Source organism: Nostoc sp. NMS9 (assembly GCF_017114995.1).
Taxonomy (GTDB): Bacteria; Cyanobacteriota; Cyanobacteriia; order Cyanobacteriales; family Nostocaceae; genus Nostoc.
The window spans coordinates 53,386-75,914 of sequence record NZ_JABXKL010000018.1; the positions used below are offsets into that span (position 1 = coordinate 53,386).

Sequence of the window (22,529 nt, forward strand, 5' to 3'; positions counted from 1 at the left end):
AGGTTTTGGCGGGTTTTAAATCAAATAAACTAGTTTTTTGCCAGAATTATCCTTAAAACCTGCCTCTACAAAAATATTAAGAAAAATGAAACCCCTCTGCCTTGTAATCACTTTACTATGACAAAAGCAGGGGGGGTTTCTTATGGCAATACCGTTCTGTAGAGACGTTGCAGTGCAACGTCTCTACATTAGTTGTGAAAATATAGCGGTTCTCAGTATCTTTGGCACGATTTTTGTATAAGAGTATTGTTACCTCTCCATAGCTTACAAAATATCATTAAAGACTTATGCAAAAATAGCGAAGACCGAGTGAGAAGAGTTTGTGATCGCTTGATTACTTGAATGTGTTTCTCGCGGATGTACGCGATAGGGGATTTTTGGTGTTTCGATGTTAATGGTAGCTGATTTGACTAAGGGCACTGGACGCTTTAATGTTACCCAAGGGATTCTCAACACTGCTATTGGTGTTGGTGCGGGTTTGAGCAACGTGAAAGCTTGGGTTTGTGGTTAAAAGTGCTGGTTACAATGTTGGTTTTTTGATTTTAGCAGCGATCGCAGTTGTGGCTTTAGCAGTTTTTTGGTTGTGTGTACCTGAGACAAAAACAGGAGTTAATAGAAAGGCATCACATCAAAAGCATTTAGCAAAATCATGATTGTTTTCAGATACATCATCATTGGGCTGACTTATATAGGTTTGGGTTTAGGATATCTCCCTGGTTTGCGGATGAACCGAGCCAGTATTGCTTTAGTTGGTGCAGCTTTGCTGATGGCATTCGGGGTATTAGACCTCAAAGAAGCATGGCAAGCAATAGACTATAAAACGCTGATTTTCCTGTTTGGCATGATGATAATCAGTACAAACTTAGCTTACGCTGGTTTTTTCCAATTAACCCTTGATACAGTTACACACTTTACTCGCAGCCCTCTGGGTTTGCTGATTGTTTTAACTTTTGGCAGTGGGATTCTCTCGGCTTTTTTTCTGAATGATACCATTGCTCTAATTTTGACTCCTTTAGTTCTTGGTTTAACCCAAACTTTGAACCTCAATCCTATTCCTTACTTACTTGCTTTGGCAGGAGCAACTAATCTAGGTTCAGTAGCTACCTTAAGTGGTAATCCGCAAAATATTCTAATTGGTTCGTTCTCTGGTATCAGCTATCTCGATTTTGCGAAAGCATTGACTCCCATCGCATTAGTAAGTTTGTTGATCCAAATTGCTCTATTGTGCTGGCTTTATCCTGATGTCCGTTCTACTAAGTCTTTTCCGAGTGTAACCCCCGTGCGTTACCGCATATTTCAACCGTTACTTACTAAAAGCCTATTAATAACAGGAGGATTATTAATTGCATTCTTAATTGGAATACCCCCAGCCCAAGCAACACTCGTAGCTGCCAGTTTACTGTTCATTACTAGGCGAATCAAACCGCAACGAATTTTAAATAAAGTAGATTGGGATTTACTGGTGATGTTTTCTGGACTATTTATTGTTACCGCTGGAGTAGAAAAATTAGGAATATTGAATTTATTTAGCGATTTAGTTTATAATCCCCTGAGCATATTAGGAATTACTGCTCTGCTTTCAAATTTAGTTTCTAATGTTCCAGCAGTATTGTTACTACAACATTTACTTCCCCATCCAGACACAAAAACCTGGTTACTATTAGCAGCAGGATCTACCTTAGCAGGTAATCTAACTTTGTTAGGTTCAGTTGCTAATTTAATTGTTGCTGAGGCTGTTGCAAAACTTGGTTATCAGTTGTCATTCTGGGAACATCTACGTTTTGGTCTACCGCTAACTGTCCTAACTCTCATCCTGACTTATTTTTGGATTTAGTCATTGGTAATTAGTCATTAGTCATTAGTCAACAAGTCTAGGGTACGCTGAACGAACACGGGTAGAATATTCTAAATTCTGACTCCTGAATCCTGTTTTATTTTTCGATATTCAGGTGGTTACTAAAAAATAAGGGTATTGGTAACTTGTCAAGTTGCCAATACCCTCACGTAGATAAACTAAGTTTTTAGTAGCGTATAAGTCTAAGTCAGTGCCTGAGCAACTACTGCCGAAAGTGACTCATTCGCTGCTTGCTTCAACAATTCGGCTTTATCGGTCTGTTCCCAAGGCAAGTCTAAATCAGCACGCCCAAAATGACCGTAAGCCGCGACGTCCTGATAAAAACGTCCGCCTCGTTCACTTGGTAAGTTGCGTAAGTTGAAGGTATGGATAATCCCTGCTGGACGGAGTTCAAAGTGCTTGTTGATTAATTCCAGTAAGGTTTCTTCATCCACTTTGCCAGTGCCAAAGGTATCCACTAAGATACTTGTTGGTCGTGCTACACCGATAGCATAAGATAACTGGATTTCAACTTTTTCTGCTAACCCAGCGGCGACAATATTTTTCGCTACATAGCGAGCCGCATAAGCAGCAGAACGGTCTACCTTTGTGGGGTCTTTGCCAGAAAAAGCGCCGCCACCATGACGTGAATAGCCACCGTAGGTATCAACGATTATTTTCCGTCCTGTCAGACCAGAGTCTCCTTGAGGACCACCAACGACAAATTTGCCAGTGGGGTTGACTAAAAAACGTGTTTCCTCATTAGGTTTAACGTCAATGTCGCCAAAAACAGGTTCGACCACTGCTGACCAGAGGTCTTGTTTAATTTTGGCTTGTACTGCCACCTCATCCGTAATTTCCCCAATACTGGCTGTATGCTGGGTGGAAATTAGAATCGTATCAATACCTACGGGGCGTCCATCTTCGTAGACCACAGTTACTTGGGTTTTACCGTCAGGACGCAGGTATGACAATTCACCTGTTTTACGGACTGCTGCCAATCGGCGAGCAATGCGGTGGGCAAGACTGATGGGTAAAGGCATCAGTTCTGGTGTTTCGTTGCTGGCAAAGCCGAACATTATACCTTGGTCGCCCGCGCCAATTTTGTCGAATTGTTCATCACTATCTTGTTCGCGGGTTTCTTGGGCGGTGTTAACACCTTGGGCGATATCAGGTGATTGTTCGTCTAAAGCTAGCAAAATGCTGGTGCTGTTAGCAGAAAAACCATTATCGGCATTGGTGTAGCCAATTTCAGCAATTTTTTTCCGGGCGAGATTGACGAAATTTACATTAGCTTTGGTGGTTATTTCACCAGTGATTAGCACCAAACCAGTATTAACTACGACTTCAGCGGCGACACGACTGCTAGGATCTTGTGTCAGTAGGGCATCTAGAATAGTATCAGAAATCTGATCACAGATTTTATCTGGATGACCTTCGGTGACTGACTCAGAGGTAAATAAATATCGACGAGACAAAGGAAATTCCTCCATCGAGAGTTTTTTCGTTGACTAAATGTGAGTATTTAGTTCAACTACTAATTTCTGAAATCATAACAATATTTATACTTCAGTCGTTAGTATCTTCTTGATATTGATAAAAACCACTAACTATAAGGTAAATATCCGTAAGTAAGATAAATGTATGCTAATTATTTTTTAGTTAAAATGTATTTAATAACACAAAAAAAGGGGACACCCGCAAGCGCCCCCACAAGCTTTGACACAAACACTGCTGCTTTAAACCTGAACTGCTAACTTTGCTTCCGTAGCTGTCAACCGCTCATAAGCAGCACGCATCTTCAAACCTGTAAGCACTTGGAAAAAACCAGTTCCATTATTGGAACCTGGATACTCACGGTGCTGGAGTAGCAAGTGAGTCAATTCACCCTGATATTTAGTGGATGTATTGCTGAGATGGGTTTCGATGTAAATGACTTCTTCCAAGTTGTCAAATTGACCATCCACCTCTAGTACTGAGACATAGCGACCATAGTAAACATCTGAACCGTAGTACAGTTGCATACCAGGATAAGAACAGGTCAGCTTGCGTCCACAGGGAGTCCAATTGATTGTTGACCCTTCATCAAATAGGTAGGTTGGATCAAAGCCTTCCTTACCTTCCCGCTGGAGCATACGTACCCGTAAGACTCTACGTTCGGTGTCGTTTTTGATCAAGTTTGTGGGCAATACCTGGAGAACCACATCAGCAAATTCTCTTTGCGGTTCGATAAATTTATCAAAGTCAGGTTTGCGGGAATTGATTTGCGCTAACACATCTTCGTAGCGATGACCGCGTTCAGCCATATCTCGCTGGATTTTCCAGGCAATTTTGACCTCATCGCTAATGTCAAAATAAACACTGAAGTCGATTAGCGATCGCACCCGCTCATCATATAAAGGATGCAGCCCCTCAACAACTATAATGTGATTCGACTCTATACGCTCTGGCGGATCGAGCAGGCCGGTTTCGTGGTTGTAAATCGGCTTATCAATCGCTTGACCACTTTTGAGCGCTTTAATTTGCTCATACATCAGATCAAAATTGTTTGCTCTGGGGTCTAGTGCCGTTATTCCCGTTTCTTTGCGCTGTTTGCGATCCAAGGAGTGATAGTCATCCAAGCAGATGACTGTCATTAAATCTTCACCAAACAAATCTATCAAACGACGCAAAAACGTAGATTTACCGCACCCAGAGTCTCCGGCTACTCCAATCAGTACCACGCGTTCCGGCTTACTTGTCATAAATCTCCTCTAAAATACTAAAGTTGTGTCAATAATTTTTCACACAGCAGATTCCGAAGCCAGGAGTTTACCCCTTTGGTTTATCCTGCGTTCTTGCTACCTAGCACATCTATAAGACACCAAGCAAGTAGGCAACAAAGTAATCAGGAGGCAGGATGCAAGAGGCACAAAGCAGGAGTAACCCACGTTTAAAAGCGTGGTACTTAAGCTGTAGATGCCTTGATCTCGCGGCACTTTTCGCTCAATACAATTCTTATTTTTAAACTGGGCTTTTGACCCAGAAATAAAAAAAATCATTCATACTTCTTTCCTCCTTCCTTCTGCCCTTTGCCTCCTGCCTTCTCTTTTAAGTTGCTACTCGTCGGACTAGCCTGAATGTTGGTGCCGGTAAGTATTTAATCCTAGTGATATATTTGATTTTAACAGAAGGGGGTATCCCATACAAGATTGCTGTCAAGAAGAATTAACGTGGTTCGTGAATCATTTTTTTTGTGAATTTAGTTGTTAATTTAAAAATGGGGATCAGCACCACCCATCAGCGTTGCACCTTTATCAGTCTGGTACTTGTGACTCTATAGAATCAAGACTATAAGGTATAATTTATGATTGCTGCAAATTTTCTAATGTTCCTAAATTGTAATTCCTGCTCGACAATACTTAATATATTCAAAGCAAAAATCTATCCAACGAATGAGGAAACAACTTGCATTACTCAAATTATTGGCTGTAAATTTATGAATATGCTCATATAGAAGCGTTGACGTTATGGCAAAGTACTGATAAAAGGTTGACAGATTTTTCACATCAAGTGAAACTAATTACAGGTGCTTGAATTACGATTCTCTATCTCTTTATATTTGTAGCTGGAGTTGTCTTAGTTATGTAATTTTCCATAGACAGGTAATGAAGACAGCTAACAGCATTCCAGAAGAGTAGTAGATTTGGAGAAGTAAAACCAATCGCAAGAAAACCTTCCTCTCTTGGCATTCTCCGATTTAAACCCCTAGAGTAAGCAAGCACAAGGGTAGCTTTTGGAGGTAAACTGATCGGTGGAAGCTACCGCTCAAAGCAGCCCTCTGAGAATATCTGCTATTGTGAGTTGCTCATTGGGTACTAAGGTAAAAAGCTATCTCCCTGATGGGGGTGGTAGTTAACGAAAAAAAGATTAAATTGATTCATTATTAACATTCTCCACAAGACTTATCCTTTACCTTAGAAGGTGAACAGGTGTGTTTTTTGCTATGCCTGCATGTCTTTGGTGAGTGTACTTAGCAAGGCATTAATTTCATGATGCCGTTTTTCCTTCTTTCTCCAGTTTTGTGAAACGAAAATCCGGTAAACTAAAGCTGGCAAGGTAGGGGAATAGTTTTTTTTGAAAAACGGTTAAGTAAATTATCGGAGTGGTAGAACGAATGTACAATCAAGGTGCTGTTGAGGGTGCTGCCAACACAGAATTAGGTAGCCGCATCTTCCTTTATGAAGTGGTGGGTTTGCGTCAGAGTGAAAAAACCGATGAAACTAACTACCCAATTCGGAAAAGTGGCAGTGTGTTCATCAGAGTGCCTTACAACCGCATGAATCAAGAAATGCGACGTATCACTCGTCTAGGCGGCACAATTGTTAGCATCCAGCCTGTAACTGCTCTAGAGCCAGTTAATGGTAAAGCCTCACTTGGGAATGCTACAAGCGAAGTCAGCGAGTTAGCTACATCTGGGGAAACTGCTAACAGTGAAGGGAATGGTAAAGCCACACCTGTAAATGCTCATAGTGAAACCAAAGGTTTCGCTAAACCACCAGCTGAAGAACAGCTTAAGAACAAACCACCAGCTGAAGAACAGCTCAAGAACAAGGACAAGAAAGGCAACACCATGACTCAAGCGAAAGCCAAAAAAGACCACGGTGACGTTCCTGTTAACACTTACCGTCCCAATGCTCCGTTTATTGGCAAGGTAATATCAAATGAACCGCTAGTCAAAGAAGGTGGTATTGGTATTGTTCAACACCTTAAATTTGACATTTCCGCCGGGGATTTGAAGTATATAGAAGGTCAAAGTATTGGGATTATTCCACCAGGATTAGACAAGAACGGCAAGCCAGAAAAACTTAGACTCTATTCCATCGCCTCAACTCGTCATGGCGATGATGTGGATGATAAGACAGTATCATTATGTGTCCGCCAGTTGGAATACAAGCACCCGGAAACTAGCGAAACAGTCTACGGTGTTTGCTCCACACACCTGTGTTTCCTAGAACCAGGGGCAGATGTGAAAATTACAGGGCCAGTGGGTAAGGAAATGTTGTTACCCAATGACCCTGATGCTAATGTGATCATGATGGCAACCGGAACAGGTATTGCCCCTATGCGAGCTTATCTGTGGCGTCAGTTTAAAGACGCGGAAAAAGCAGCTAACCCAGAATACGAATTTAAAGGATTCTCTTGGCTAATATTTGGTGTGCCAACAACTCCAAACCTCTTATATAAGGAAGAACTGGAAGAAATTCAACAAAAATATCCTGATAACTTCCGCCTCACAGCTGCTATCAGCCGCGAACAGAAAAATCCCCAAGGCGGTAGAATGTATATTCAAGACCGCGTAGCAGAACACGCAGATGAATTGTGGCAGTTAATTAAAAATGAAAAAACCCACACATACATTTGCGGTTTGCGTGGTATGGAAGAAGGTATCGATGCAGCCTTAACTGCTGCTGCTGCTAAGGAAGGCGTAACCTGGAGTGATTACCAGAAGCAACTCAAGAAAGCCGGTCGCTGGCATGTAGAAACATACTAAGTGCTGAGTACCGTTAGCGGATAGCTAAGGTTGAGCCGCGTGCTGAGTTCTGAGTTCTAAGTTATGAATGAGTAGGGTGGGCAGTGCCTACCCTACAATTGTTTTATATAGATGGCTGAGGAAAGAGTTCTCAGTTCTGGGGGGTAAAGTATTAAATACTTGTTACTACTCAGCACTCAGCACTCTAAGCTGAGGCACTTAAAAATGAATTGGGTGCAAAATGGGTGTGAAACTAGGAATACTGGGATTAGGCACCGTGGGAACGGGAACAGTGCAGTTGTTGCAAGATAGCGCTGGGCGTCACCCATTGTTGCAAGAGATAGAAATCTATCGGGTGGGAGTGCGATCGCTAGATAAACCCCGTGCAGTAGAATTGTCTACGGAAGTCTTAACTACAGATTTAGAATCTATTGTCAACGATCCGGCGGTAGATATAGTTGTTGAGGTCATGGGTGGACTGGAGCCGGCGCGATCGCTCATTCTCAAAGCTTTAAGTAATGGTAAGCATGTAGTCACAGCCAATAAAGCAGCGATCGCCCGCTTTGGAGCAGAAATTTTCACCACTGCCAATCAAGCTGGCGTATACGTGATGCTAGAAGCCGCTGTGGGTGGTGGTATTCCAGTGATTCAACCCCTAAAGCAATCTTTAAGTGTTAACCGAATTCACACTGTAACAGGCATTGTTAACGGTACAACAAACTACATCCTGACACGGATGCAAACAGAAGGCAGCAACTTCAATGATGTCTTAGCTGATGCCCAGCGCTTGGGTTATGCTGAGGCTGATCCCACCGCTGATATCGATGGCTTAGATGCAGCAGATAAAATTGCCATCCTGGCATCATTAGGCTTTGGTGGACGCATCAACCTACAAGATGTTTATACTGAGGGGATTCGGCAAGTGAGCAAAACAGATATTGCCTACGCCGAAAAATTGGGATTTGTGATTAAATTGTTAGCGATCGCTAAACGTGATACTCCCTCATCCCCCCTTTCCGTCAGAGTTCATCCTACCTTAGTGCCTCAAGCCCACCCTTTGGCTAGCATCAACGGCGTTTACAATGCCATTCTTGTCGAAGGAGAACCTATCGGGCAAGTAATGTTTTTTGGCCCCGGTGCTGGTGCTGGTGCAACCGCCAGTGCTGTCACCTCAGATATTTTGAATTTAGTTGCTGTCCTCAAAACTAATACAGCAGTTACAAATCCATTATTAACTTGTGGGCATCAGGAATACTGCCAAATTGCACCAATGGCAGACTTGATAACTCGATTTTACGCCCGTTTTCTCACCAATGACCAACCCGGAGTTATCGGTAAATTGGGTACTTGCTTTGGCAATTATGGCGTTAGCTTAGAGTCAATTGTCCAAACAGGCTTTCAAGGGGAACTAGCAGAGATTGTAGTTGTTACCCATGATGTGCCAGAAGGCAACTTTCGGCAAGCTTTGGCAGAAATTCGGAATTTCTCAGGGGTCGAAAGCATTCCTAGTTTACTGCGGGTACTTTGAGATTAGTTGGGAGTCAATACTGTTCGGTTAAGGTAAGAGACGCGATGAATCGCCGTCTCTACAATAATCAGTCTTTCGTCTTGACGGCGATTTCTCGCATCTTTGGCGATCAATAATTTTCATCAAAAAACCCTAACCGAACCGTATTGAGTCGGGAGTGAGGCTCGTCAAGTCGCTCTTGCTCCAATTTCTAATTACTCCGAAGGATTACAATCTCCATCTTATACAGACCAAGCTGTGAGTAAAACTTGGTTAACTATACAAGCTAAACTAAAAAATAAACTTACACCCCAGCGCGAGGCTATACCTATAACCTCTGCAACCAACCCATCAACTGCTCTCACTCCCTTTCCCGACCATACGCAGCTACCAGAGTCTGATAGTAATTTTGTGTTCGCGATCGCCCGATGGGAAAAGTTTCGCTTTAATCCCCCACCGTCTCGCCAGCAGTTGGAAGCATTGGCTGTTGTAGTAGGGGTTGATGTCGATAGGTTAGTGCAGATCAAGCACCTGCTGGGGTGGGAATGAAAATGGAGCCTATTCGGTTATGTGCTGCTTGTTATACCGAGTCACCATGTCACAAAATTGAATGGCAGTTGAAGGTGACACTGGGATGCGTAGGCAAAGCCCGTCGCAGACATCGCCAGAAATTACACTTGGGAGCAAAGTGTCCTAACCGTGGGTAAGGTTGAAAGATAGGTTATGTCTGTAGTGTTTTTGCCCGTCAAGGAAATGATAAAGTTGCAGAAGGCTGTCTAACTACCCACAACGCTTATTAACTGTCACCAACAGATTAAATGCTAGTTACAAATTTTGTGATTACATAAACTGCATCATGTACTAAAATAAATAGTACACATGAACTATTAAGATTGGCATCTAAACCTGAAAGTGTCAAGAGCTGAATACAACTCATTATAATAAAGCGATATCAATCCATGAAAAGCTCTCAAACAGTAGAGTTGTCAATGGAATGATTTTACCTATTAATATTTATTAAATTCCTACAAAAGTCTTATGCAAGTTAGTAAAGAGAGAGAACGATGTTGGAGAAGCTCATAAAATATTTTGTCTATGCGACAAAAGGTTATATTACAAAAACACAGCTAATCAAGTTTTTGTATTTAGCCGATCTTTACTCTGTCAAATGGACAGCAAAGCAGCTGACACATCTAGATTGGCGTTATTATTACTATGGCCCTTGGAATGAGGATATAGATAATACTTTAAATCAAATGGATGGTAAAGAAATATCTCAAGAATCTCAGGGAGATACAATACTTATCAAACTTGGTGCCCAAGCAGGTAATGTAGATGATTTAGAATTGCCTGTAAGTTTGACGTTAGTACTGGATAATATTAGGAGAGAATGGGCTGGTGCAGGACAAGATAAACTTACTCAGTTACTAGAGTATGTATATAACACTGCTCCCATGATGGAAGTAAAAGATACCCACAGACCTGAAGAAAAAGTTAAACTTAACTTACAAGCAGAAAGAGATAGATTAATCAATGAGTTAGGCAATTAGGATTATCAGGTGGCTGGACAAAAACCTAGACAAGGTTGGATCTATTTTATTAATCCCTATAGGGTATCTCTACGTTGCAGAGTTGGACACACTCATATTTATGATTTGGATGAGCCAGGTGAAGTACAATGTCAGACTATCTCTTGCACTGAAAACATCAATTCTAGTAGAGTTTTTAGAGGAACGCATCCTTATGTAGTTTGGACAGGTGATGAGTTTCAGGATGAGTCAGGTTATATAGCAACTTTTTCTGTTATTCCTCTAACCTCACAAACAACATCTAACGGTTTACCAACAACGTATCCAATTAACCCTACTAGCCAAAACGGTCTTGAGAAAAATTTTTATGTCCTGGTTCATCAACTGTGTACTGTTGATGCTAATTGCTTCAAAGACTCAGCAGGAAATTGGTTGGAACGCATGGGACAACTAGCTAAAGCAGATAAAGATGCTATAGAGCAGCGTTTAAAGTATTTTTTAAATATTCTAGACAATCCTAGCGATGACTGGTTTGCTCAAAATGCAACTATAGAGCTTTTACAAAAAGTTTTTTATTTTCTGCCTGACGAAAATACAAAAAATAGAGCCATAGAAGAATTAATAAACAATTTAGGCCGCTCGTAAATCAGTAGTCATTGCTGACAATTTTTCTGTAACTTTATCTCTAACTCTTCCCAGTCAGGCAGATAAGCAAACATAAAACACTTAAATAGTTTACCGTGGTTAGGAACGAGGAGATGTACGAGTTCGTGAACAATGACAAATTCGCCCAATTCTTTTGGTAAGTCTAGCAGTTCAGTATTTAAAGTTAAGCGTCCTGTAGTAGAAATAGATGCCCACTTGCGCTTCATCGGACGCAGTTGAATTTGTTTGACTTGGACTTTAATACGATCGCTCCATTCTCCCACAGCATCCTTAAGTGCTTGCGCGTCTTTCCATTGGGGATTGTTGGAGTTAGCAATCATGATTCGACTCGTTCGAGTTTCAGCAGGTTGTTAGTGACTTGAATGGTTTGCTCAACTGAGCTTGTAATAGGATAAATAGTAGCGTAAAGTTCGGTTCTTAAATCAATTTCCTGACGCGCATCCCACCAGTAATCAGGGAAGTTGCCATAAATGGCATTGATGGTTTCGGCTTGGTTGATATCGAGGCGATCAACTGCTTGCTTGATGACAGTGTAAATCGCAAAGGTGTTTTCATCAACTTTGAGCCGTTGGCGTAAGACTTCTGCTTCTACACATTCATCGGCAATTTCATTTAGTTTAGCTAAAGCTTGTTGTGCCTCTATTTGGCGGTTTTCAAAGCTGGCGCGGACAATTTCGGCACGTTCGCCAATGGAAATCAAAAAAGGCGATCGCTGACTTTGCTCGTGTACTGCTTTCAACAATGCCTTACTCAAGTTTAGAACTTTTACTGTATCTGTGGTGCTATTTTGGCGGAATTGTTCTAATTGTTGGGCATTGAGTTCGTGGATAGTTCCGGGCATTTCCAACTCGCCAATTGTGACGTTGCGGCGTACCAGTTCTTTGGTTTTGGCGGTGAGTTCAATATCAATGTAGGGACTGGTATTATAAGCAGCGCGTATCGTTCCGTAAAGCCTGGCGATCGCTTGATAATTTTCCATCAAGGGGCGCAGCTCAGGGTCAGGAGAGAGGATTTCGTAAATTGATTGGAGTTGGCGGACAAATTTAAAGAATTTCTCGCGCAAATCTTTGTCTGCAAAATAAGCCGCAGCGCGTTCTTTTGCTTTGTCGTCCCATCCCTTAGCTAGCGGTAAATACTCTGGTGCAGTATTTTCCATCATCGTTTGTAGGAGGTTTTTGATCACATCTACATTTTGGATGATGTCGTTAATTTCTCCCGACTCAAAGGCCAAGGCTTGCTCTAGTTTGTCGCCAAAGATACCGATAAAATCTAGAACAAAGCCGTAGGGTTTAACTAAACCTTCTGCGTCTTCATAGGGGCGATTCACACGGGCGATTCCTTGCAAGAGAACGTGGTCGCGCATCGGTTTATCGAGATACATACAGTAAAGTATCGGTGCATCAAATCCCGTCAATAGTTTCTCGGTGACGATGAGAATTTTCGGCAAGGCTTTGCGGTAGTCTTCGTAAAGTTGGCGAATTTTGGTTACAGCATCAGCATCGCCACCGCAAAGAATTTCTAAAGTTTGGGCATCTTCAGCAGAACAATAACCTGTAAAGGTTAGAATTTTGGTGGTGTCGTAGTTAAAATCTTTCGGCCGAGATTCGATAAAGTCGATGACTGCATTTGGTAAGGATATTTTGGCATAAACGACGGATTTTTTAATAAAGGCTTTGCGGACTTCTTTCTCTTCGGCATCACTCAGGTTGTACTCCCGCAGTCCTGCGGCTGTAGTCCGGGAATAGACGACGGTTGAGTATTCGCTAGGGAGATATTTATCTAAGGCTTGTTTATAAAGTCTACAAGCTTCCCGATCTACACCAACCATAAAAGCTTTAAAGCCCATTGGTTCAACGTAGTCACGGAAGTGGGCGGCGACAAATTTCGCTACTTTATCTACTCTATCGCTGCTTTTGAGAAACTCTTTTAATTTAACAGCGCGATCGAGAATGCCATCAAGTTCTTCTATGTCGTTAATGCCTTCTGCGGCTTGGAGTTGGAGAAATTCTTTTTCTAAAATTTCTTGGGGAACGTGAAACTCTGATTTCGCCAGGGCATAATTTAGCTTCAGGGTTGTGCCATCTCGTACCGAGTCGGCGGTTGAATACAAATCTAGGCTGTATTTCGGGTCACTAGGTTCGCCGAAGGTTTGGAAGGTACTTTGTCCTTTAGCTGCTTTACTGACGGGTGTACCTGTGAAACCGATAAATGTGGCGTTGGGGAGGGCAGCCATCAAATATATGCCGAAATTACCGCCTGTGCTGCGGTGTGCCTCATCGACTAAGACAGTAATCGTAGAACGCTTATTTTCTACTTTCATCTTGTCGAATTTGTGAATCATCGCAACGATTAACCCGCGATAATCATCTTGGATGAGTTTTTCTAAGTCTGCTTTACTGGTTGCGACTTCATAGCTTTTGATGCCATAAGCTTTGAGGTTTTTGTCTAGTTGGTTTTCTAGTTCGTTGCGGTCAACAATCATGATTACGGTATTATCGCCGCTAATATTGCGGAGTTGGGCGGCAACTGTAATCATGGTGAGGGTTTTACCACTGCCTTGGGTATGCCAAACTAGTCCGCGTTTTTTATTCGGGTCTTGGATGCGTTGCAGGACTTTTTTAACTGCACGGGTTTGGTGTTGGCGTAAAACGACTTTGGTTAAGCCGTCATCGCGTTCGAGGAAAACAATGTAATATCTGAGAATTTCTAAAAAGCGTTGATGGTCGAAGAAGGTTTTGATTTTCTCTTCGTAGTCGCCTTCTTGGATAATCGAACCTAACCCCCCAGCCCCCTTCCCTACAAGGGAAGGGGGAGTAATATTGTTGTTCCCCTCCCCTGCAAGGGGAGGGGCTAGGGGAGAGGTCAGTTTCCATTCAAACAAGTTTTTGCGGTTGGTATTCCAGGTTAAGCCATACCAGAAATTCCACAACTCTGTGACTTCAAAGATTTGGGGAAAGGCTAACAATTCTGGGGTTTGGTTGTGGTAGCGGCGAATTTGGTCAATGCCTAGTGCTAAACCATCAGTTTTCTTTTCTCCCTTGGTTTCAGCAATGGCAAGGGGAATACCGTTAATTAGAAAAATAATATCGGCGCGGTTGGGAAATTTTACGCCTTTTTGCGACCATTCATCAGTGACTTGGAAGATGTTATTTTCCGGGTTGTTAAAGTCGATGAGGGTAATGTTTCTGTCGCGGTTTTCTTGGGCGACAAAAATAGATTGTTTGCCTTGCAACCAGTTTAAAGCTTCGCGGTTGCCTTCGATGGTGCTGTCAATGTTTCGCAAGCGGCGCAGAATTTCATCAACGTTGTTATCGGTGACAACGCCAGGATTTAGTTTAATTAGTTGACTGCGAAGAACATCAGCAAAGTAGCGTTCTTTTCGCTTGTCGTCTTCCTTGCCTTCCCGCCGTTGTAATGCCTCTTTTGAAGTTAGGTATTCCCAGCCAATTTGATATGCATATTTCAGCATCGGTCTTTGAACGGCGGAAGCTTCGCTCATACGTAAGTCTCGCTTAAGGGTTGGGTGGAAATTTTACCTGTCATCAGTTGTTCTAGCATGGCGTGGAATAGTTCGTCAGTAAGGGCGATTTCTGTTTCTAGGGCTTGAATTTTGCGATCGCAAGCTTTTAGAATATTGGCTATTTCGTGCTGCTCTGAAATATGAGGTAGAGGAATTTTTAATTTTTTAACATGAGATACGTTCAAATGAGGTGCTGTAACACCACCTGCCAGAGAAATCATTTTTGATTTAAGGTAATTTGAGTAAAAAGCTTGTACTAAAAAGAAATTATTTAATTTTTCTGGATTCGTTCTGAGCAACATTAATCTTTGCCCCAGACTTAGTTTTATATTTGGAGGAACAAGACAAGCTTCTCCAATTGGTGCTTCACGACTAAATAAAACATCACCTTCCTTGGGTTCCAATCTTTTAGTCCTTTCTGTATACTCCTCATCAGTTGTATAAAAAGCAGGTTCAAATACAAATCTGCCATTTCTAACATTGACATTTTTGACTGTACGAATTCCAGTAGAAGATAGTTTAGGTGTACTGTGAGGACAATCCACAATTTTTAAACACATATCTTCTAAAGTGGCAACCTCCCAACTCTTAGGAATTTTACCTATTTCCTTCTCCTCACAGGGTTCGTTGCGAATGCCATGAGTCAAGAGATACTGCATCAGTGCTGCTTTGCGTTCTCGTTCCAGTTCTAACTCTCGCTGACGGGTTTCTTTGGCTTTCTGGATGGTTCGCAGAGTGTGGGCGATCGTTTTTTGTTCAGGAAGGGGAGGGAAAAATATATCTTGTCCAAAAAGGTCTGAGTTATTAATTGCCGGATAAGTTACACCTTTCTGTAATGCTTCAACTTTTTGATTAATTCTATTTATTAATAAATAAAAATATAGATAAGTAAAGTATAAATATTTTGGATCGGCTCGTAAAACACAAAAACCTGTGGAACATATTTGTCCATCCAATTCTGGTGGGATTAAAGCAACTCGCTTTAATGTCGGCCGAACTGTTGCAAAAATTACATCATTGTTATAGATAACTTGTCTAGCACGACTGGGTGCATCTTTTCCTAAAATTTCTTTAGTATCAGTGATTTTAAATGACTCATTAGAAACACCAGACACATCTACATAAGTAAATATGTCCTCTGGAGACTTTTGGGGATTAGTAAGAGTTTTATTTAGACATACTTCTCCTAACTTTCTCACCTTCCAATGGGGCGGCAATTGAACCTCGTTCATCTCTACCCCTCTCATATTCCATCAGCAATAATTAAATCCATCATTTCATTCTTATTCTTCCGATAAACCCGGAAATCACTATCTAGAGTTAACACACTACTACCATTAATCAACTCACTCATTTTTACCAAACACGCATCAGCTAAAGACATTGGCACATTCTTATACCGCTTCAGCAACTCTCTAACCGTTCCTATTTCATCACTGAGACGAAACGAAATTTGAATTATGCCAGTATCTAGTAAAGACATAACCGCATCCTGTCTACCATAAAAATCTCGCAATATAAAACACGTCTCATTAATTACTGCTTCGCAAGTTAATAAGGGTGGTTCAATCTTTTTCCATTCATTAACCGCCCAATCATGCGAATTTTCTCGATTATTGATAAATGCAACTAAGGGGCCTGTATCTAGAAGTACCTTTTTCCTTATTTCCAACCGTAGCCTTCTAAATACTTCTTGTTGGTAGCTAAATCACCAGGCCCTCCATCAACGCAGCCAGCAAACTCTTTGGCAGCTTCATAGGCAGAAATAGGTTCTTTCTCTTCTTGATGCTGTATATCCTGCTTTTGCTTCTCCTTATACTGCAAAAACTCAATAAAATTTAATACCTCCTGTTGCTTCTCAGGAGATAACTTTTTCAATTCATCAATTATCATTTGTTGCTTATCAAATGCTTGAGTCATTGCTGTATCCTGGATGAAATAATAAGATATTTGTAGCTGATTGAAACTTTAGCAATTTAAACTTTACTACTCATTGCAGACAAACTTAAATACTCAGAGATCAGCTAGCGTAAAATGTGTAGGTAGGTTTGAGGAAAGCCTCAACCCAACCTACGAATATTCTAACCCCCAACCCCTTCCCTACTAGCGTTGGGGAGTAAGCCTTAAAGCCTCTCTGCTTGTAATCTTGGGGTGTACACACAAGTATGACCAGCATAGGTTTCAACTCTTATAGTAGTTTCGTAGGGTGCGGTATGGACACGCCAAATCAACAATTGCGTTCGCCGAATCAACAATTGCGTTCGCCGAATCAACAATTGCGTTCGCCAAATCAACAATTGCGTTCGCCAAATCAACAATTGCGATCGCTAAATCAACAAATGCGTACGCCGAAGTAACAAATGCGATCGCCGAATCAACAAATGCGTACGCTAAATCAACAAATGCGTACGCCGAATCAACAAATGCGTACGCCAAATCAACAAATGCGAACCCCAAATCAACAAATGCGTACGCCGAAATAACAAATGCGATCGCCTTAGAGGTTGTTTGAAAAGTGGTTGGCTGTGATTTTAGGCACTTGTTGATCCCCCCTAGCCCCCCTTTTTAAGGGGGGAACCGGAATCAAAGTCCCCCTTTTTAAGGGGGATTTAGGGGGATCTAAAACGTTTTGCTACCAACAAAAGGACTTTTCAAACATCGTTTTATAGCACCCATTTGAGATCTATACAGGAGGGCAATCGAATTTGGCTGAACTACGAGCTAAGTTACAAATTTTATAGATTGATCGTCAGGATTTTTTTCTTGCTTTTTTTGTCGCTCAACACGACTGTATTGTAGGGTAATGTATCCGTTCCCAGCGGAATTGGCAGCTTAAAACTGGGGCTTTTATGATCGAGTTCGCCTAAATCAATGCTTTTCGTTATATCGCCATCTGTTGCCAGATAAGCGGTAAGTTCGCCTTTATAATCTTCAATTAAAAAGTCTCTAAAGAAAACGACTTCCCCACCCTCAGGATCTATACCAAGGATGACCGTACCGCTGAAAGTTGCGCCTTTTCGTTCTTCATCAACCGTTGCCACTGTGATTTCCGAGGGGTCTTGACCGGACTTATCTGCCATAAACTTTTTCCTGGGCGAATTCTCAACAATTGAAAATGATTTTACAAGAGCGCTATGGGCGATCGCAAAACTCTCAGGACGTATTTCTGCATCGGTCTTGCAAATGTATAGCCAAGTTACTTCTGGTTATACGCCTAATTGGAAGATTGAGTAGGGATGATTCGGGGCTCAAAGCGATCGCGTTAGCGAAGCGAGGCGTTAGCCTAGCGTTGCTGCAAAGCAGATCGCATCGCAGAAACCTGATAGAGGGGAGACGTTGAGAAGTTTCCGGATAACTTGATCCGACCTTGCCTCGGCAGTAGAGTGCCCTTATCTGTGAACTGACAGGTTTATGGAGTCCAAGGATATATAATGAAAAACGCTATAAATTCAACTTTGCTAACACCTCAGCTAAATCTTTATCCGCCCATTCCCTGTCTTGTCTTGCTACCGCCAAATCTGTCAAAATATCTGCGATCGCCCGATGCACAACTTTATCGCTAACATCCACAAACTGCGACGGACTAAGATTATAATCCGCTTCCCTCAATTCCTCTAACTTAATAACTTTACTCAGCTTCTCCCGCGTTTCCCAATTGCGATAAACCTCATCAACCGCCTTAATCCCTTCCTTTGTCAAAATATTCTTGGGATCGCCCTTGACAAAATAATCAGCAGCATTAATCAGTAAAAACTCGCCCTTACGATTCAGAGGTTTCAGGCGATTTAACAAAATTACCACCCCTGGCGCAGTGGTGTTATAAAACAAATTTTCAGGTAGCAAAATCACTCCTTCAACTCTGTCTTTTTCCACAAATTCCTTGCGAATGTCCCTTTCTTGATTTTTGTTCTGACTCCCGGAACCGCGAGATACCGCACCTGTATCCAAAACAACCGCCGCCCGTCCGTTATCTTTCAGCGATGCCCAAATATGCTGCACCCATCCCCAATCTGCGGAAGATTTGGAGGCAATTCCGTCTTTGAACCGTTCAAAAGAATCTTCTTCGTAAGCATCTGCGCCGTAGTTGTCCTGATTCCACATCGGATTAGCAACCACATAATCAAAGCGCATCACCTTCTTGTCAACCGTAAATTTAGGTTGCCTAAATGTATCGCCAATCTCAATTTGTGTATCAGTAAAATCCTGCAAAAACATATTCATTTTAGCGATTGCGAAAGTTGTCCAGTTCAACTCTTGCCCAAATAACCGAGGTGCTTTACTCTCTTCCCCTGGATGCTTGCGGTTGAACACCAGACGCGGCTTAGTCAACAACCTTCCCGATCCACAAGTGGGATCATAAATCTTCGTGTAGGGTTCAGGGTCAATAATTTCCGCAATCAACCAACCCACCTCTGATGGTGTGAGAAACTCCCCCGCACTTTGCCCTTGTCCTTCAGCAAACTTTCGCAGCAAATACTCATAAGCTTCCCCTAAAACATCTGCATTAGTATTCTTTAACCCCAACCGATGCCGACTAATGACTTCAATCAAGTCCTTTAAATGGTCATCATCCAAAACCCGCTGATTGCTTTGCTTCTCGTTATAATCTTTGAGCGTCAGCGTTCCCGATAACCCAGGATTGCGCTTTGCCACTTCCCGCATCGCCGTTGTCACAAACTCTCCTAAGCCATCTTTAGGATGAAAGCGAATCGCCTCCCAACGGTATTCGTGGGGGACATAGTAACGCACAATCGGCGAGTGGTTATTTTTAATTGCATCTTGATGATCTGCTTCAATGAAAGCACGGGCTAAGTCTCCACCCCCAAACTTCTCGGCGCACTTTTCATACTCATCATCAAAAACATCAGACAGCCGTTTGTAGAAAATTAGCGGCAGAATAAAATCTTTGAATTTTGGTGCATCCGTCGCACCGCGTATCTTACAAGCAGCATCCCACAGCCATTGTTCCATTGCGGGAATATCCAAGCGATCGTCAGCTTGCACTAACTCTAGAAGTGGTAAATCAAGAGAACCGTTTTTCTCTGTTGGCTTTTTGCTGTTTTTCCTTGTTCCACGCGGCACTATACTTAACTCCTGCGTTAGCGAAGCAGACCTGTAGGTATCGCTTCTATCTTATGAAAGAGAATCCCTATTTTTGCAGTTTCTCGGCTAATTGTTGATAAATGATATCTAACCACACAGAAATCACAGGTTGACCTTGTTTTAGAGATGCTCTCTTCTCTACGAGAGGCTCCGCCAACGAGTCCGCTCTCTTCGCCACGGAGAGCGAGTATTTTCGAGTCGCGTCTGGGGATTTAACCCCAACACAAAACTTGCCTGATTTTTGAACCGGGGGACTTCAACCCACGGAACTAGTTAAATCGACAGCGACTGCAAAAGCATTCCTTATTCCACCAACGCCAAATAGATCAAACGCTTGCTGCACCAAATCAGTTTGGATAATCAGAGTTAGGTCAGTATCGCCCTTTGGCAACTGACAACATAAGATTTTGTTGATGGGTGACGAGGGATTTGAACCCGCAACCAATAGATTAAGAGTCTACTGCTCTACCGTTGAGCTAGTCACCCGCACGAATAACAATCATAGCACAACTTCTGAGATAGCTAGTAGGGAAATTTGATCGTGAAGGTGGTTTGACCTGCTGCACTCTGTACATAAATTGAGCCGCCTAAATGTCTGACCATTTTCTGCACTAATGCCAATTCCAGCCCCGTGCCGCTATGTTTCCAAGGATCGTGTTTGGAAAGGTGATAGAAAGGTTCAAAAATCCGTGAAAGTTCATTGCTGGTAAGCTCTATTCCGGAATTGGTAATATTAAGCTCGACTGTATCCCCGATCAACTGAGCAGAGACTGCGATCGCTTCCCCGGCTGGGGTGTATTTGCAGGCATGGTTGAGCAGTTCGGTGACAATCCGCTCCAAATCGGTGATATCTGTCTCCAAAGGCGGCAGCGCACGATCGACAGTCAGGTTTAACTGCTGTCGCTGGCAGCTGGTGAGGTCTCGAAAAGACTCGATAATCGGGTGAAGCCAGCTTTGAAAGTCAATGGCAATCAAGGTTGGGGGATCGGGTTCGGCTTGGAGATATGTGAGTGTGAGTAGGTCGTTAATTAACTTGCTTTCTCGTCCACACTCGTTATGCAAAATCTGCAAGAGTTGCGGTACTATTTCTATTTCTGATATTTCTGCTGATGTGAGCACACTTTCGAGAGTTTGGACTGCAAGGCTAATGCTTGTTATTGGTGTCCGCAGTTCTTGGGATAGAGTTCTGAGAAATTGGTTTTTGAGCCGATCGCTTTTTTCTAATTCTTCTAACTGTGCCTGGTTTTGTTTGTAAAGCTGGGCTTGACGAATGGCGATCGCACATTCATTTGCTACCTGCTGCATTAGCTCAATTTCAAATTCGTCAAAAGCCTCTTGTGATGGTCTTGTCAACCAAATATTTCCCAAAATCCCTTGAGTATCAAAAATTGGACAAGCCATCTGGGACATAACTAGCAACTTTGGTTCCCATCCCGGTACAATTTCCAAAAATTGCAATGGTTGTTTTTGCAACAGCGGCTGATAAACTTCAAGATGGTCTGCAATCTGTTTGGTTAATCCTTGACACTGGGGTAAGTTAATGCAGGATTCGTAAGTAATAGTAACTAGAGTTTGGCAGGTACTATAGAGTTCAATTTGGCAACGCTCAAGGTTTAGTAACTTTGCTAATTCCTGGGTAAGTATCTGCAACACCTGAGTTTGATCCAGACTGTCGCGGATTTGTTCTGTCATACGTCGCACCAAGGCTTCAAAGTTTCGCACCTGCTGCAACTGACTGATGTGCTTCTGCTTCTGTAACTCCATCTTGGCTTTGAGATCCTGGAGTTGCTGATCAAGTTCTGCCTGTTGGACTGCAATGCCAATTTGAGTTGCCAACTGCTTGAGTAAGTCAGTTTCCGTTTGCTGCCATTGACGCGATTGGTGGCAATGCTGGGCAATCAATAGCCCCCACATATCTTGCTCTTGGAAAATCGGCACGACGAGATTAGCTCTGATCTGCAAAGATGTAAGGAAATCTATATGGCAAGGATGCAAGTCAGCTGCATAAATATCTTCAATAACTTGAATGCAACCTCGTCTGTAGTGTTCTAGATGTTTGCCACTAAAGCAGGGATCGCTGATATTTTTTCCCAATAGGGGATCGCTGGCAGCTACAGTTGATTCGGCAATGATTACTCCACTACCATCAGCCTCGAAACGATAAATCAACACGCGATCGCAATTCAAAAACTGCCGCAGTTCAATTGTTGTCTGATGCAGAATTGTCTCTAATTCTACAGATTGATGAATCCGTCCAGCGATTGCTTCTAGCAGTTGCTCTCGTTCAACCTGGAGTCCAACTGCTTGTTCTGCTTGCTTCACAGGGGTAATATTGCTACTAGTACCAATCAATCGATAAACCCTGGAGTTAGCATCCTTTAATGGGGTGAGAGTCGTACTCCACCAAGTGGGAACTCCCTGGAATTGCAAACATTGTTCGTAAGAAATAGTTGTGCCGAATTGCACGCAGTCAGCATAATGCTGACGCACCTTTGCAGCATCAATGGGGGAAAGAATATCCTCTGGTTTTTTGCCCCGGAGATCCTCTGAGCGAATCTTTATCCACCGCTCATGAGTAGGATTAAGAGCCACATATCGAAAATCTCCATCTTCCAAAACATCAACTACAAATATTGATGCCTGTACAGAATCGTACATGCTTAGTAGAAACTGCTCGCTACTACTTTTTTCATCTACTTCTGTGCCGAAAAGAATTTGAGGTGGTGATAATTTTGTCAACTCCATAGTTGATTCCACTGGATTTATATTCATGCGAGAGTCCCTGTCTAGTATTACTGACTCTTCTAGGCGCTCTCTTGTCGTTAAGCTTGTAGTAGATGCACTTTAGCGCCTATAGC

18 protein-coding genes, 1 tRNA gene and 1 pseudogene are annotated in these 22,529 nt (G+C 42.4%); 9 read left to right on the forward strand and 11 right to left on the reverse strand.

Going from position 1 to position 22,529, the window contains the following annotated elements:
* Positions 1-503: 503 nt before the first annotated feature.
* The gene (locus HWQ40_RS06690; protein WP_292775866.1) at positions 504-653 is read left to right on the forward strand and encodes a hypothetical protein; all 150 of its coding nucleotides are present in this window, start codon (positions 504-506) and stop codon (positions 651-653) included.
* Positions 650-1,834 (forward strand): anion transporter, encoded by a 1,185-nt coding sequence (locus tag HWQ40_RS06695; protein ID WP_292775868.1) that lies wholly within the window; start codon positions 650-652, stop codon positions 1,832-1,834. Before HWQ40_RS06690 ends, HWQ40_RS06695 begins: the two co-directional genes overlap by 4 nt.
* A gap of 203 nt (positions 1,835-2,037) precedes the next feature.
* Here the strand turns inward: HWQ40_RS06695 and metK are convergent, their stop codons facing one another.
* A complete protein-coding gene (gene metK, locus HWQ40_RS06700) occupies positions 2,038-3,312 on the reverse strand; it encodes a methionine adenosyltransferase (RefSeq protein ID WP_292775916.1) in 1,275 nt (424 codons plus the stop codon).
* 261 nt (positions 3,313-3,573) lie between these two features.
* The gene (locus HWQ40_RS06705) at positions 3,574-4,578 is read right to left on the reverse strand and encodes a phosphoribulokinase (protein WP_292775871.1); all 1,005 of its coding nucleotides are present in this window, start codon (positions 4,576-4,578) and stop codon (positions 3,574-3,576) included.
* A 1,412-nt stretch (positions 4,579-5,990) separates the two neighbouring features.
* Here HWQ40_RS06705 and petH point away from each other — a divergent pair.
* From petH to HWQ40_RS06735, 6 genes and pseudogenes are all read left to right on the forward strand, one after another.
* Positions 5,991-7,367, forward strand: coding sequence for a ferredoxin--NADP reductase (gene petH, locus HWQ40_RS06710; RefSeq protein WP_292775874.1), 1,377 nt, complete (start codon positions 5,991-5,993; stop codon positions 7,365-7,367).
* 220 nt (positions 7,368-7,587) lie between these two features.
* Entirely contained in the window at positions 7,588-8,874 is a 1,287-nt protein-coding gene (locus tag HWQ40_RS06715) for a homoserine dehydrogenase (protein WP_292775876.1), read from the forward strand.
* Positions 8,875-9,183: 309 nt separating this feature from the next.
* Positions 9,184-9,267: pseudogene (locus tag HWQ40_RS06720) on the forward strand (Uma2 family endonuclease); the annotation flags it as partial.
* Between the two features lie 131 nt (positions 9,268-9,398).
* Complete coding sequence (locus tag HWQ40_RS35575) at positions 9,399-9,560, forward strand: hypothetical protein (RefSeq protein ID WP_334981481.1); 162 nt, start codon at positions 9,399-9,401, stop codon at positions 9,558-9,560.
* 357 nt (positions 9,561-9,917) lie between these two features.
* Positions 9,918-10,403 carry a type II toxin-antitoxin system antitoxin SocA domain-containing protein gene (locus HWQ40_RS06730; RefSeq protein WP_292775878.1) on the forward strand — a complete coding sequence of 162 codons (486 nt, stop codon included), beginning with the start codon at positions 9,918-9,920 and terminating at the stop codon, positions 10,401-10,403.
* Positions 10,404-10,412: 9 nt separating this feature from the next.
* Positions 10,413-11,027, forward strand: a complete 615-nt coding sequence (locus HWQ40_RS06735; RefSeq protein ID WP_292775880.1) for a type II toxin-antitoxin system PemK/MazF family toxin — start codon at positions 10,413-10,415, stop codon at positions 11,025-11,027.
* 8 nt (positions 11,028-11,035) lie between these two features.
* Here the strand turns inward: HWQ40_RS06735 and HWQ40_RS06740 are convergent, their stop codons facing one another.
* Genes HWQ40_RS06740 through HWQ40_RS06760 form a run of 5 tightly spaced genes read right to left on the reverse strand, consistent with a single transcriptional unit; the run spans position 11,036 to position 16,488 of the window.
* Complete coding sequence (locus HWQ40_RS06740; RefSeq protein ID WP_292775882.1) at positions 11,036-11,368, reverse strand: M48 family metallopeptidase; 333 nt, start codon at positions 11,366-11,368, stop codon at positions 11,036-11,038.
* Positions 11,365-14,547: an HsdR family type I site-specific deoxyribonuclease gene (locus HWQ40_RS06745; RefSeq protein WP_292775884.1), complete on the reverse strand. Its 3,183-nt coding sequence runs from the start codon at positions 14,545-14,547 to the stop codon at positions 11,365-11,367. Before HWQ40_RS06745 ends, HWQ40_RS06740 begins: the two co-directional genes overlap by 4 nt.
* Positions 14,544-15,800 (reverse strand): restriction endonuclease subunit S, encoded by a 1,257-nt coding sequence (locus tag HWQ40_RS06750; RefSeq protein WP_292775887.1) that lies wholly within the window; start codon positions 15,798-15,800, stop codon positions 14,544-14,546. Before HWQ40_RS06750 ends, HWQ40_RS06745 begins: the two co-directional genes overlap by 4 nt.
* Positions 15,801-15,811: 11 nt before the next feature.
* Positions 15,812-16,240 carry a PIN domain-containing protein gene (locus HWQ40_RS06755; RefSeq protein WP_292775889.1) on the reverse strand — a complete coding sequence of 143 codons (429 nt, stop codon included), beginning with the start codon at positions 16,238-16,240 and terminating at the stop codon, positions 15,812-15,814.
* On the reverse strand, positions 16,231-16,488 hold the full coding sequence (locus HWQ40_RS06760; protein WP_292775891.1) for a DUF2281 domain-containing protein: 258 nt from the start codon (positions 16,486-16,488) through the stop codon (positions 16,231-16,233). Before HWQ40_RS06760 ends, HWQ40_RS06755 begins: the two co-directional genes overlap by 10 nt.
* 293 nt (positions 16,489-16,781) lie before the next feature.
* Here HWQ40_RS06760 and HWQ40_RS06765 point away from each other — a divergent pair, with 293 nt between their 5' ends.
* A complete protein-coding gene (locus HWQ40_RS06765) occupies positions 16,782-16,925 on the forward strand; it encodes a hypothetical protein (protein WP_292775893.1) in 144 nt (47 codons plus the stop codon).
* Positions 16,926-17,303: 378 nt separating this feature from the next.
* Here the strand turns inward: HWQ40_RS06765 and HWQ40_RS06770 are convergent, their stop codons facing one another.
* The 4 genes from HWQ40_RS06770 to HWQ40_RS06785 all read right to left on the reverse strand — a co-directional run bounded on the left by HWQ40_RS06770 (position 17,304) and on the right by HWQ40_RS06785 (position 22,443).
* Positions 17,304-17,648: a hypothetical protein gene (locus HWQ40_RS06770; RefSeq protein ID WP_292775896.1), complete on the reverse strand. Its 345-nt coding sequence runs from the start codon at positions 17,646-17,648 to the stop codon at positions 17,304-17,306.
* Positions 17,649-18,009: 361 nt separating this feature from the next.
* Positions 18,010-19,650, reverse strand: coding sequence for a class I SAM-dependent DNA methyltransferase (locus tag HWQ40_RS06775; protein WP_292775899.1), 1,641 nt, complete (start codon positions 19,648-19,650; stop codon positions 18,010-18,012).
* A 435-nt stretch (positions 19,651-20,085) separates the two neighbouring features.
* Positions 20,086-20,157: transfer RNA gene (locus tag HWQ40_RS06780), tRNA-Lys, on the reverse strand.
* Between the two features lie 36 nt (positions 20,158-20,193).
* Positions 20,194-22,443 (reverse strand): GAF domain-containing protein, encoded by a 2,250-nt coding sequence (locus HWQ40_RS06785; RefSeq protein WP_292775901.1) that lies wholly within the window; start codon positions 22,441-22,443, stop codon positions 20,194-20,196.
* Positions 22,444-22,529 lie beyond the last annotated feature (86 nt).

Excerpts from the sequence above, each read along its gene's own strand:
- HWQ40_RS06730 (WP_292775878.1), top strand. The coding sequence starts at position 9,918 with ATGTTGGAGAAGCTCATAAAATATTTTGTCTATGCGACAAAAGGTTAT.
- HWQ40_RS06695 (WP_292775868.1), top strand. The coding sequence starts at position 650 with ATGATTGTTTTCAGATACATCATCATTGGGCTGACTTATATAGGTTTG.
- HWQ40_RS06785 (WP_292775901.1), bottom strand. The coding sequence starts at position 22,443 with ATGAATATAAATCCAGTGGAATCAACTATGGAGTTGACAAAATTATCA.
- HWQ40_RS06715 (WP_292775876.1), top strand. The coding sequence starts at position 7,588 with ATGGGTGTGAAACTAGGAATACTGGGATTAGGCACCGTGGGAACGGGA.
- HWQ40_RS06750 (WP_292775887.1), bottom strand. The coding sequence starts at position 15,800 with ATGAACGAGGTTCAATTGCCGCCCCATTGGAAGGTGAGAAAGTTAGGA.
- HWQ40_RS06705 (WP_292775871.1), bottom strand. The coding sequence starts at position 4,578 with ATGACAAGTAAGCCGGAACGCGTGGTACTGATTGGAGTAGCCGGAGAC.
- HWQ40_RS35575 (WP_334981481.1), top strand. The coding sequence starts at position 9,399 with ATGAAAATGGAGCCTATTCGGTTATGTGCTGCTTGTTATACCGAGTCA.
- HWQ40_RS06765 (WP_292775893.1), top strand. The coding sequence starts at position 16,782 with ATGGACACGCCAAATCAACAATTGCGTTCGCCGAATCAACAATTGCGT.
- HWQ40_RS06770 (WP_292775896.1), bottom strand. The coding sequence starts at position 17,648 with ATGGCAGATAAGTCCGGTCAAGACCCCTCGGAAATCACAGTGGCAACG.
- HWQ40_RS06760 (WP_292775891.1), bottom strand. The coding sequence starts at position 16,488 with ATGACTCAAGCATTTGATAAGCAACAAATGATAATTGATGAATTGAAA.
- HWQ40_RS06745 (WP_292775884.1), bottom strand. The coding sequence starts at position 14,547 with ATGAGCGAAGCTTCCGCCGTTCAAAGACCGATGCTGAAATATGCATAT.
- petH (WP_292775874.1), top strand. The coding sequence starts at position 5,991 with ATGTACAATCAAGGTGCTGTTGAGGGTGCTGCCAACACAGAATTAGGT.
- HWQ40_RS06740 (WP_292775882.1), bottom strand. The coding sequence starts at position 11,368 with ATGATTGCTAACTCCAACAATCCCCAATGGAAAGACGCGCAAGCACTT.